Origin of the sequence: Vibrio penaeicida (assembly GCF_019977755.1) — a bacterium.
GTDB classification, from domain to species: domain Bacteria; phylum Pseudomonadota; class Gammaproteobacteria; order Enterobacterales; family Vibrionaceae; genus Vibrio; species Vibrio penaeicida.
Genome location: NZ_AP025145.1, coordinates 1,768,563 through 1,780,105, shown reverse-complemented (window position 1 = coordinate 1,780,105; position 11,543 = coordinate 1,768,563). Strand labels below are relative to the sequence as shown.

The 11,543-nt window shown below is 44.0% G+C and carries 14 protein-coding genes; 10 read left to right on the top strand and 4 right to left on the bottom strand.

Annotated elements, in window-relative coordinates:
* Nucleotides 1-25 precede the first annotated feature (25 nt).
* Together LDO37_RS26340 and LDO37_RS26335 are read left to right on the top strand one after the other, a co-directional pair.
* Nucleotides 26-1,150, top strand: coding sequence for a hybrid sensor histidine kinase/response regulator (locus LDO37_RS26340; RefSeq protein ID WP_126610104.1), 1,125 nt, complete (start codon nt 26-28; stop codon nt 1,148-1,150).
* 48 nt (nt 1,151-1,198) lie between these two features.
* Nucleotides 1,199-1,711, top strand: coding sequence for a GNAT family N-acetyltransferase (locus LDO37_RS26335; RefSeq protein ID WP_126610105.1), 513 nt, complete (start codon nt 1,199-1,201; stop codon nt 1,709-1,711).
* Nucleotides 1,712-1,746: 35 nt separating this feature from the next.
* On the opposite strand, the gene LDO37_RS26330 is transcribed toward LDO37_RS26335, so the two are convergent.
* Entirely contained in the window at nt 1,747-2,370 is a 624-nt protein-coding gene (locus LDO37_RS26330; RefSeq protein WP_126610106.1) for a LysE family translocator, read from the bottom strand.
* A 173-nt stretch (nt 2,371-2,543) separates the two neighbouring features.
* Here LDO37_RS26330 and LDO37_RS26325 point away from each other — a divergent pair, with 173 nt between their 5' ends.
* Together LDO37_RS26325 and LDO37_RS26320 are read left to right on the top strand one after the other, a co-directional pair.
* Nucleotides 2,544-3,239 (top strand): HAD family hydrolase, encoded by a 696-nt coding sequence (locus LDO37_RS26325; protein ID WP_126610107.1) that lies wholly within the window; start codon nt 2,544-2,546, stop codon nt 3,237-3,239.
* A 59-nt stretch (nt 3,240-3,298) separates the two neighbouring features.
* Nucleotides 3,299-3,757 (top strand): RNA-binding S4 domain-containing protein, encoded by a 459-nt coding sequence (locus LDO37_RS26320; protein ID WP_126610108.1) that lies wholly within the window; start codon nt 3,299-3,301, stop codon nt 3,755-3,757.
* A gap of 63 nt (nt 3,758-3,820) precedes the next feature.
* Here LDO37_RS26320 and LDO37_RS26315 read toward each other — a convergent pair whose 3' ends face one another.
* A complete protein-coding gene (locus LDO37_RS26315; protein ID WP_126610109.1) occupies nt 3,821-5,149 on the bottom strand; it encodes a D-serine ammonia-lyase in 1,329 nt (442 codons plus the stop codon).
* A 191-nt stretch (nt 5,150-5,340) separates the two neighbouring features.
* Between LDO37_RS26315 and LDO37_RS26310 the strand changes: the two genes are divergently transcribed.
* From LDO37_RS26310 to LDO37_RS26290, 5 genes are all read left to right on the top strand, one after another.
* The gene (locus LDO37_RS26310; RefSeq protein ID WP_126610110.1) at nt 5,341-5,988 is read left to right on the top strand and encodes a class I SAM-dependent methyltransferase; all 648 of its coding nucleotides are present in this window, start codon (nt 5,341-5,343) and stop codon (nt 5,986-5,988) included.
* Between the two features lie 35 nt (nt 5,989-6,023).
* The gene (locus LDO37_RS26305) at nt 6,024-6,701 is read left to right on the top strand and encodes a hypothetical protein (protein WP_126610111.1); all 678 of its coding nucleotides are present in this window, start codon (nt 6,024-6,026) and stop codon (nt 6,699-6,701) included.
* Nucleotides 6,702-6,827: 126 nt separating this feature from the next.
* Nucleotides 6,828-8,198, top strand: a complete 1,371-nt coding sequence (locus LDO37_RS26300; RefSeq protein ID WP_126610112.1) for a cytochrome P450 — start codon at nt 6,828-6,830, stop codon at nt 8,196-8,198.
* A 64-nt stretch (nt 8,199-8,262) separates the two neighbouring features.
* Nucleotides 8,263-9,210 (top strand): DNA-binding transcriptional regulator DsdC, encoded by a 948-nt coding sequence (gene dsdC, locus LDO37_RS26295; RefSeq protein WP_126610113.1) that lies wholly within the window; start codon nt 8,263-8,265, stop codon nt 9,208-9,210.
* Between the two features lie 98 nt (nt 9,211-9,308).
* The gene (locus LDO37_RS26290; RefSeq protein WP_126610114.1) at nt 9,309-10,010 is read left to right on the top strand and encodes a cupin domain-containing protein; all 702 of its coding nucleotides are present in this window, start codon (nt 9,309-9,311) and stop codon (nt 10,008-10,010) included.
* 28 nt (nt 10,011-10,038) lie between these two features.
* Here the strand turns inward: LDO37_RS26290 and LDO37_RS26285 are convergent, their stop codons facing one another.
* A complete protein-coding gene (locus LDO37_RS26285; RefSeq protein ID WP_126610115.1) occupies nt 10,039-10,365 on the bottom strand; it encodes an antibiotic biosynthesis monooxygenase family protein in 327 nt (108 codons plus the stop codon).
* Nucleotides 10,362-10,709, bottom strand: coding sequence for an NIPSNAP family protein (locus LDO37_RS26280; RefSeq protein ID WP_126610116.1), 348 nt, complete (start codon nt 10,707-10,709; stop codon nt 10,362-10,364). The genes LDO37_RS26285 and LDO37_RS26280 overlap by 4 nt, the downstream gene beginning before the upstream one ends.
* 90 nt (nt 10,710-10,799) lie before the next feature.
* Between LDO37_RS26280 and LDO37_RS26275 the strand changes: the two genes are divergently transcribed.
* Nucleotides 10,800-11,483 carry an ArsR/SmtB family transcription factor gene (locus LDO37_RS26275; protein ID WP_126610117.1) on the top strand — a complete coding sequence of 228 codons (684 nt, stop codon included), beginning with the start codon at nt 10,800-10,802 and terminating at the stop codon, nt 11,481-11,483.
* Nucleotides 11,484-11,543: the final 60 nt, after the last annotated feature.

Sequence of the window (11,543 nt, the reverse complement as noted above, 5' to 3'; positions counted from 1 at the left end):
TAAAAAACGGGGTGTTACGTGATCTATGTATGAACTTTTGATTGTCGATGATGTGGCAGAAAACTTAAGGATGTTGCAACTTATCATGCAGCAGCCGGAGTATCGTATTCGTGCTGCAACCAGTGGACACATTGCTTTGAAGCTGGTGGAAAAACAAAAACCCGACTTGATCATTTCAGACATCAAAATGCCCCGTATGTCTGGGATTGAGTTGTGTAAAATTCTAAAAGAGAACACCGATACCAGTGACATCCCCGTTATTTTTGTGAGTGCATTCACGGATGTGGAAAGCATTGTCGAAGCGTTGGATGCGGGGGGCGTCGATTACATTTCTAAACCGTATCGCCCTCAAGAAGTATTGGCGAGAGTAAAGACTCAACTGACACTCCGTGAAGCACAGAAAAAACTCCTTAAAAAAGAGCTCACCTCCGCGTTAAATAACCTAGTGGTTGGGGTAGCAAATGAAATTAATACTCCGCTAGGGACAAGCATTCTTACCTCTACCCATATGAGAGAGACCATTTTGAGTTTTGAACAGCAGTTTAGGGATCAAAAGATCACCAGTTCGAAACTAAAAGATTTCATCATCTTCTGCCACGACAGTGTTGATCTAAACCTGAATAACTTAAATCGGGTTGCCGACATGATGGAAATGTTTAAATCGATTTCTGATACGGAAAATGAATTGAACATTGAAGAAGTGAGCCTGATTAAAGTTATCGAAAAAGTTATCGCGCATTTCCACGCCAAACTGGCAGAATCGGGAGTAATGGTTCGGCTGGATGGTGAAAAAGAGCTGTTAAAAACCGATGCGAAACTTCTTGGGATAGTGTTCAACAACTTGATAGAAAACTCTTTAGTTCATGCCTATTCAAATACAGAAGAGAAACGCAATATCCATATTTCGTGGCAGCGAGCAGGGCAGCATCTTACGATTACTTATTGGGACAATGGCGTGGGCGTTGAAAACGAGATTTTGACGGAAGTAATTAGGCCATTTTTCACCACTAAACGTGGGCGAGCGGGGCATGTTGGCTTGAGTGCAACGGTAGCCGCAAATATCATCAATACCTCTCTTGCGGGGCATGCGAAACTAGAATCGGATGAACGAGGCTTGGTGTGGCAAATGCAGCTTCCTTTTGAACTTTAAATTGTCATCATTGCCCAATGAACAAGGGTAACTGCAGTAACGGATTCCATGACAGACTCTCCAACAGCGCGCTGTTCTTTCATTAAAGCGCAACTTAAAGACATTCCAAACATCAATACCCTGATCTTTGCTTCAAAAGCATCTTGGGGATATAGCCCAGAGCAAATCGAGCTTTGGCGCACAGGGCTTACCATTACAGAGGCGTGCTTTATGCACCGTCACTTTTATAAAGGCGTGACCCCTGACGGTTTATTGTGCTGCTTGTATTCATTTAGCCAGTCTGAAGGTAAAGTCTTCGAACTAGAAGATTGCTTTGTTTCACCGCGATTTCTAGGGTTAGGGTTTGGCGATCAAATGATGACTGACATGTTTGCTCGAATAAGTGAGAAATCAGCTGAAAAGTTAGTCATTGTGTCAGACCCAAATGCCGTGGGTTTCTATCAAAAATATGGTGCCAAGCAAGTTGGCGTTTATCCATCATTACCAGAAGGGCGACAATTGCCCATTTTAGAAATTCAACTGACCTCAAATGATTCGGATGTATTGGGTTTCGAATCTTGAGGTCAGTTGAGTAAGTTAAGTAGGAGTATTGGTTCTTAGAGCGAGTTTTCGCTTAGTGCCAGTTTAGCGCCTAACCCCGCAAAACTGGCTGAAAATACTTTTTGAATCAACGCAATTGCGCGTTTAGATTGAGTCACGTATTGGCTTACCTGATGAGCCAACAAACCGTAGGCAACAAACACCACAAACGTCATCAGCATGAATATTCCACCTAATACCAGCATGCTAAAAAGCGTGGCTTCAGTATTGCTAGGGATGAATTGTGGAAGGAAAGCCAAAAAGAACAGCGATAACTTGGGATTCAAGATATTGAGAAGGAATGCTTGAGTGGAGACTGTTCGAAATGAAGAATTCTCTGTTTTAGAAAATGTCATTTTCCCTTCGTTGCTAGCACGCCACATCCCCCAAGCGAGGTAAAGCAGATACGCGGCGCCTGCGTATTTTATTATTTGAAACGCTAAAGCACTGGTGTGCAAAATGGCACTCAAACCCAACACACATGCCAGAAGCGCTGGAATAATACCTAAAGTACAGCCGAAGGCTGCTGCCATACTGGCACGTCGACCTTGAAACAACCCAACGGAAATTGTAAAAATCACACCCGTCCCAGGTATTAAAACGACGATTAGGGTTGTGAGAAGAAATTCCATACTGATCATTACCACTTCCTTGTTTGCTTATCAGAACGCGACAACGTTCACTGTAAATGGGAGTGAAGTCTAACGCAAACCAGATTAATGCCACTATTAAGACCCCACTAAATTTACATGAATTTTCAATGGTGTTTTTTTAACAGTTTCGTTACTATCTAAGGGCTATAAAAAGCAGTACCATGAACACTAAAAATTCGGACAGCAAGGAGGGAATATTGGATTATCAAACCATAATTTTTGATTTGGACGGTACACTCGTCGAACCCCGGCAAGGCTTTATACGGTCTATAAATTATTCGCTGCAAGCGCACAACTTCCCCAGTTACCCAGAGCAGCACTTACTCAATTACATCGGCCCTCCGTTAGACCTCACTTTTTACGACATCACCAAGCAAAACGACCCCAAACTCATACAATCTCTCGTCGACAAATACCGCGAACGTTATTCCAAAATCGGATACAAAGAAAATACCCTTTACGCTGGCATTGCCCAAACGCTGAAAACCCTCCATCAATCTGAACAATTTACACTTGGTCTTTGCACATCTAAACGAGCAGATTACGCCAGTCAAATTCTAGAAATGCATGGTCTTCGAGATCTCTTTGCATTCGTTGATGGTGGCGACGTTGGTATTGAGAAATGGCAACAATTGGAATCTCTAAAAAAGAAAGGGGTTATTACAGCACGTTCTTTGATGGTTGGAGACCGAGCCGTGGATTTGACTGCTGCACACAAAAATGGACTGAAGAGTGCAGGCGTGTTGTGGGGCTACGGTTCGAAGCAAGAGCTTACGGCAGAAACCCCCTTCCACTTGTGGAGCAAGCCTGAAGACATTTTGAAACTGTTGGAGCATAAATGCTCTGGTTGCCATTAATGTCTACATGCCCGGAAAAAATCGTTACAATGTCGCGTCCTTTCTAGTGAGATTCGTTAATGAGTGAAGAGATTGAAGTAGAAGCGCTAGGGGTTGAGGTCGCATCTCAGCCAATAGAGCTCTACAAAGTATTAAAAATTGCTAATGTGGTGAGTGGTGGTGGTGAAGCGAAATACGCCATTTCAGAGGGTTATGTAGCCGTTAATGGTGAGCTAGAAACTCGCAAGCGTCGAAAGCTTTACGATGGTGACTTGATTGAATTCAATCAGGAATATTACGTTATCATTTGCGATGCGCCAGTATCAGAACCAGAACCCAAAGAAGCGAAATCCATTAAGCAAGAACGTCGTAAGGCGAGTCCTCCTAAGAATAAAAAGCCAGCTTCAGGTAATAAAAAGTCTAGCTCTAGCAATAAAAACAGCGCGACCAGCAAAAAGGCTAAGAAAGAACAACCCGAGAAGAAACCAAACTCATCCCCTCGTGATGAGCAAACGGGGCGTGGTTCAATAAAGTTTTAAGTGAAAAAATCGAGCTTACGGGCTCGATTTTTGTTTCACGTATCATTGCTGAATAATTGAATTTTATCGTGGGTGATTGGTATACCTGGTCATTTCTTCCTTCGGCACCATACCGCCGCCAGTTGCCCAGACTATGTGAGTGGCGTTGTCCAATTTGGTGTTATCGATGCCGAACTTGTCTAAGTAGTCTTGGTGTGTGCAAACATGAAATGGCCCTGCCATACCAGCCAAAGCGGACGGTTCTAGTTGTATATCTTCCGTTAACGACAGTTCTCGCAGTAAGCGATACATATGCTCGTCTGATAAGGTGTAGTACCCGTCTAGCAAACGTTCCATGGCTCTTCCAACAAAGCCAGAAGCTCTGCCAACCGCCAAGCCATCGGCCGCAGTTACGTTATCAATCCCCAAATCTTGCACGCATATTTGATCGTGCAAACCCGTGTGTACGCCAAGCATCATGCAAGGAGAGTGGGTCGGTTCGGCAAAAATGCAGTGCACGTGGTCGCCGAGTGCCATTTTTAAACCAAACGCGACGCCCCCAGGTCCGCCACCCACTCCACATGGTAAATACACAAACAGCGGGTGATCTTCATCTACGGTGATGTTTTGCTTTTCTAACTGCTGTTTCAGCCTTTCTCCAGCAACGGAATACCCTAGGAAAAGGGTTTGTGAATTTTCATCATCGATAAAAAAGCAGTGTGGATCCTTTTCAGCTTCTTTACGCCCTTGTTCGACGGCCACCCCGTAATCTTGTTGGTATTCCACCACATTGACACCGTGGTGTCGAAGCTTGTCTTTTTTCCACTGTCGCGCGTCTGCTGACATATGAACGGACACTGAAAATCCAAGCTTGGCACTCATAATACCTATCGACAGACCGAGGTTCCCTGTTGACCCTACCGCTATTTTGTATTGGCTGAAGAACGCTCGGAACGCGTCGGAGTTGATGATGCGGTAATCATCACTTTCCTTGAGCAGCCCTGCTTCTATCGCCAACTGTTCAGCATGAGTCAAAACTTCATAAATGCCACCTCGTGCTTTGATAGATCCTGAAATGGGGAGATGACTGTCTTTTTTCAGCATTAATCTCCCTGCTACTTTTGTGTCGTAGAGCTGCTCTAATTTTTTGTGCATATGTGGAATCTCGACCAATTCCGATTCAATCATGCCTTGGTTGATTTTCGTTTCAGGGAACACCTCACTAATGTAAGGGGCAAACCTTTTTAATCGGTGGCTCGCCTGCTGAATATCGTCTATGCCTAAGCCCACATAAGGCAACCCTGTTTCTAAGTTGGTGGCATTGGGGTTAAACCAGCAGATTTCTTCAAGTGAGATAAGTTTTTTAAGCAACGGGAACCGCTGAATTAAATCCGAGTGATTAGACGCGACCATTCCTTTGGGTACTCCATATAACGTGAACCTAGCATCTTGTGGTTACTTGGGTTAAAGGTCTATTTAATCTGTGTCTTGTATAAATAACAAATGATGAATAATCACGTATGTGTGAATCCAGTTCAACTAAGACATCTTGAATTCGAATAGAGTAAACGTTCGCTATCGCCACTTTGATAAGGGGAATACAAGTGAAAGAAGCTAAAGACTTTTGGAATAAAAGCGCACCCAAGTATGCCAAAAGACCAGTCAGAGACGAGGCGGTATATCAAAAGAAGCTGGAGGTAACGCAAAGTTACTTTGAACAAGGCTGGAACATTCTAGAATTTGGTTGCGGAACGGGTACAACAGCAATCAACCATTCCCCTTATGTAAGCAGCATTGTTGCCATCGATATTTCCTCAAACATGTTGGAGATTGCAAAATCCAAAGCGGAACAAGAGGGAGTCAGCAACATAGAATTTAAAGAGGGGACGTTTGACCAACTCAATTTGACGAAGCAAAGCTTCGATGCGGTACTCGGGCTGAATGTGCTTCACTTAATGGATGATGTCGACATCGTGCTTGCACAAGTATTCGACTTGCTAAAACCCAATGGTATTTTCGTTTCGAGTACGGCGCTCATCGGGCAACTGAATATTGCATGGCGTTTGCTAATTCCGTTAATGCAAACACTCAATCTAGCCCCTTTTGTGAACCGAATGACGAAAGACAGCTTAACCGAAAAACTGCTTAAAGCGGGTTTCGACATTGAATACGAATGGCAGCCCGGAGGTGACTCAATGTTTATGATTGCCCGAAAACCATCCGCTGAAGATGTCGCAAATATGAAATCATAAGCATTTGTTTTCTGAGGGGCTTGGTGCGTACTCCGATGAATGTTAAACAAAAGGAGAGTGAAGCAAAACCGAGCAGGCATATCATGGGGAATGGTGAAAATCGAAGGGAGTTTCTGGATCTTCTTAGTGTCTTTTTTACTAAGTACCTCGTGATATTTTCGGCGACGTATAAAATGTTTAGGCATCCTCACACCTTTGTCGATCATATTGACGAATCGAGAACAGGCATCAAACGCGCTCTAATCTATTTCATTGAATCTATCGTGCTTGTTTTTGTTATTCCGCCCTATGTACTAAAAGATGAGCGCTCCTTAGGATTTATCGAGCAAGAATTCATCGTGGTGGGGTTTGCAGCCTACATCGCCATTATCGCTTTTACCCATTATCTCATTCTTTGTGCGTTAGAAAGGCGCAAACTCAACCTACGTTCAACCATGATCCTGACGTTTTACGCGTATGGGTTAATGATGATTTGCATCTCACTATTAACCGTAATTGAGGATACGAGTAAGCTTAAGCCAAATATTTCAGGTGGCATTGAAAATGCGAAATTTTGGATTTCCATCTTTGCCATATATGGAATGTATGTGTCTGTTATTGCCTTCCATCGCTGGGTAGGGGAGGTGAATAATGCATCTGCGTGGAAATCCTTCGCTGCTCTATTCATTGGCTTGGTTTTTTATAACCTAGTTATCGTGTTCTTTTTTGTCTAAGTTGTCCAAGTTTGCCTAAATTTTCCAAGAAATTTTGCTTACATCTGCTTACCCTGTCTCTCTTAACACTTTGTTAGCCTTTTAATTTGTTAGCAATCCAATAAATTACTATTTCAGGAAAAACGGATGAAGCAAATAGAGCAACTTCCCATGCCACCCACCGCTGGAATACTCGGTCATGTTGGTTACTTGAAGAAACCCAATATCCATCAGCAAATGCTGGGTTGGATAGCAGAATACGGGGTTCAGTTCCGCCTTCGGCTAGGGCTAAAAAACGTATTGGTGCTGGCGGACCCATCTCAGGTGAAGCAAGTACTTAAATCCCGACCGGATGAGTTTCGTCGACTTAAAAGCATTGAAAATGTATTTGATGAAGTTGGCTTGAACGGTATTTTTTCCGCAGAGGACGAACGCTGGCGGCACCAAAGAAAACTGACGGAACCCATGTTTCAACCTAGCCATCTAAAGCACTTTTATCCGCAACTTGCGGTAGTAACTGAACGGCTTAAAAAACGTTTTGAGTCTCTGGCGGAAACTGGAGAAGCAGTAGAGTTGGTTGACGAGTTTAAAAAGTACACGGTCGACGTTACTTCGCTGCTCGCGTTTGGTGAAGATTTTAACTCCATAGAACAAATAGAAACGCCTTTAGCGGATGCCTTAGGTGATGTTTTCCCTATTGTGAATCAGCGCTGTAAGTCACCGATACCAATGTGGCGATTCTTTAAAACAAAGAAAGACAAACAATTTGACGCAAGCTTAGAAAAAGTAAAGCAGTTCGTGACGGGGTGTATTGAAAAGCAAAGGCGAAAATTGACGCAAGAACCGGCACTTATCGACATGCCTGAAAACATGCTCCAGATTATGCTGATCGAGCAAAACCGAGATTCCACACTCACGGACAACGATATTCTCGCGAACGCGCTCACGCTATTATTGGCTGGTGAGGATACCACCGCAAATACGCTTGCGTGGATGTCATACTTAGTCAGCGGAGACCAATCTTCAGAGGCAGATTTGAGCCAAGAACTGCAAAACTTGGGAAGTGAACATATTCTGTCCTGGCCGTTGCCACGCGTCCCTTACATTACTGCCATTATGTACGAAGCCATGCGTTTAAAACCTGTCGCCCCCCAACTTTATTTAGAACCTATTGAAGATACCCATATCGGCGATATTGAAGTAAAAAAGGGAACCCCTGTTTTTGTTATGCTTCATGCCAATGGTTTCGATCCTGAGTTGTTTGCCGATCCAAAGACGTATGATCCAAATCGCTGGCTAGAACAAGGTGGCGCTTCGTTTTCAAACTTACAGCCGTTTGGTGCCGGAGCCAGACTTTGCCCAGGGCGCTCACTTGCGATGATGGAGATTAAACTGGCATTTCATGCTTTGTTTAGTTCGTTTCGCGTGGAGCCACAGCAAGGTCAGGAGGATGTTGTCGAGCAATTCGCGTTCACTATGTCTCCGGTAGGGTATAAGGTGCAAATTCACAAGCGATAATCCCATCGAGAGTCGACTTGTGCTAGCTTCATGATTCAGTAAATACAGATTCATGGAGAGAGACGTGTACACCAAGCAGGATCGATTCTCAAAACAACAAACCCTGAGTAGTATGCAGTTATCTAAGCTGCATACTTTTGAAGCCGCGGCGAGGCATTGCTCTTTTTCTTTAGCAGCCGAAGAACTCTCCATTACGCCTAGTGCCGTTTCGCATAAAATGTCTAAACTCGAAGACGAGCTGGGCATTGCGCTGTTTCATCGAGCCAGCCGAAAAGTCTCTCTAACAGATGAAGGTGAGCGCATGTACCAGTCAGTGCGCAAAACTTTATTCGCCTTAAATCAAGATGTCTTAGACATAAAAAACGGTGATGTATCGGGTACGCTAACCGTGTATTCGCGCCCCTCTTTCGCTCAGTGTTGGCTTGTTCCGAAGCTAGCAGACTTCAAACAACAATTTCCATTAATAGAACTAAAGCTTCTCACTGGGAACGAAAATATCCAGCTTCAAGGGTACGGCATTGATGTCGCCATCTATTTTGATGATAAGAAAAACACGTCTCTACAATGCACAGAGATTCTGTCTGAATCCGTTTTTCCCGTATGTTCACCTCAATATGCCGAGCAATACGATTTGCTCGAAAAGCCTCAATTCTTGGATCAAGTCACGCTGCTCCATGACGATCAAGCGTGGGATACCGATTCGGGTAGAAGCGAGTGGGATGAATGGGCGAATGCCAACGGTATTAATCTTAAAAACGGTAGATATTCGGGTATGTCTTTTGACCGCTCTGATCTTGCCGTGTTGGCGGCAGTGAATCATTCCGGTGTCGCGATGGGCAGGAAACACTTGGTTAATGATCTCCTCACGAATGGAGCCTTGATAGCGCCTTTTGGCGATGGTGGTGTGGTGTGTAAACAGCAATACTATGCGGTCAATGTTCGTGAAAATGTCCCTAAGAAAGTGGTTCAATTTTTAGCGTGGCTTCGCAAACACGCAGAAGAGATTAAATAGCGGTAAAGAAAATCTATACTGGCTGTGAAGAATTAATGGTTCGTCCCTTTTGCGCTCATTCCTTATATTGAAAACATAAATTAACGGAAGGCAGAAAGATGAAAAATAGACCCGAAACCGCTGCTCAACCACATTTAGAATTTAATGTGGAATTTGATGAAACCGTCCGTTTAGCGGCAGAAGAACAAACGTATGCCGCAACGCCTATGGTTGGTGTTGAGCGTATTATGTTTGAAAGACTGGGGGGAGAAGTGGTTCGCAGAGCGACCTCTGTTGTTCGGTATCAGCCAGAAAGTTATTTTGAATCACACGTCCATGCAGGTGGCGAGGAATTTATTACTTTAAATGGCGTTTTTTCTGATGAAAACGGCGACTATCCAAAAGGTGTTTACGTTCGAAATCCCGTAAGCTCAACTCATCGACCGCATTCGAAAGAGGGATGTGAAATCTTTGTAAAGCTGGCACAAATGCCAGATTCAGAAAATCACGAGTCGTTCATTTTGGATACCAATGCCGCAGATTGGCAGATCAATGCAAGTGGTATTGCGTCATTGCAACTCTGGAAATCGGAGTATGAAGACACCCAGTTAATTCGCTTGACAACGGGTAGTCGACTCGTCGAAGACGTTGTTGATGAGGTCGCTGAATATTTTGTATTGGACGGCGATCTTCAAATCAATGACGAAACCTTTACCGCACACTCTTGGGTTAGATTCAAACCACACAGCCGCGTAATTCTGCGCTCAGATAATGGCGCAACCTTATACCGAAAAATTGGTAAAGGTTTTGTCAGGCGTTAATTTAGCGTCAACCAAAACAGATTTACTGTCAGTCCAATGGCACTTGCGCCCGTTCTTCCAGCCCGTAATCTCTGACCACATGTGCAACCCTTAGGCGGTATTGGGTAAACAACTCTTTTCTGCCTTTATCTTGCGCAACGCGGTGTGTTGCCAAGGTTCGCCAACGCTTTACAGCGGCTTCATCCTGCCAAAATGAAAGCGACAAAAACTTATTGGGTGTCACTAGGCTTTGAAACCGCTCAACGGAAATAAACCCTTCTATCTGGTTCAGATCTTCTTTCAGTTGCCCCGCGATATCGAAATACGCTTCCTTGCCCGACGCTTTGGGTTCGACTTCAAATATCACGGCAATCATACAATACTTTCCAAAGAGCGAGGGGCTTGTTTGTAGGTGGACGACACAACTTTAAGGAACGTTCTTTTTTCCTCAATGATAAAGCGTTGGTCTTTAGCAAATGAGAAATTAGATTGCCCCGATTCCGACTCTTTTAACCTTTTTCTATACACCTCATACTCGGTTAAAGAAGGGAAACTAATGAGCCCGTAGGCACAATAGTTAGTACCTTCGTGAGGCACAAAATACCCCAATAGATCGCCGCCACATTCTGGAATAATCTTGCTCCAATTTTCAGCATACTGTTCAAATAGGCTTACTTTGAATGGGTCGATTCGGTATTCAATAAAACAAGTGATGGTCATGGTTGTTGTCTCCTTACTACTTTTGCTACAGTCTACGAGCCCGAGAAAACGCATGCTTCGATGAGCATCGAACTGAAAGGACTTATTCTCATGGAACCAGACATTGCCCATGTGGCAGGACTCATCGCAGACAAAACTCGATCAAGAATGCTAATGGCATTGATGGGTGGAAAAGCACTTACCGCAACCGAGCTTGCCCTCGAAGCCGATATCACCGCACAAACGGCGAGCAGCCATTTACAGAAGCTGGTGGAAGGCGACATGCTTACGGTCCGAAAACAAGGTCGTCACAAATACTTTCAGCTTAAAAATCAAAACATTGCGGCGCTACTGGAATCATTACTTAATATTTCAGTTTCACTGTCTTCGCTAGGCATCAAAACGGGACCTGAAAACGAAAGGCTTCGACGATCGCGAGTATGTTACGACCACCTAGCAGGGGAGTTAGGGGTATCGCTGTTTGATCATTTGGTGTCAAAGGGGTGGGTTTCCGACAATGTAGACGACGCAACGCTAACAGATGAAGGCTTGCACTACTTCCAAAGCATCGGGTTTGATGGGGCTGAGCAGAAGAAAAGTAAACGCCCTCTTTGCAAAGCCTGCTTAGATTGGAGTGAAAGGCGCAACCATCTTGCAGGGCGCCTAGGGCAATGGATTTTGGATGATGCATTGTCAAAAAAATGGGCTTTGCGTGATATGGATTCAAGAGCGATTGAATTTACCCAGAGAGGTTTGCGTCTTTTCCACCAGAAATATCAAATTCATCCAGAATAAATCACTTGAAATTTTACACTGTAAATTCTTTTATCCCTTTGTTTTAAGGCTTTTTCTTAT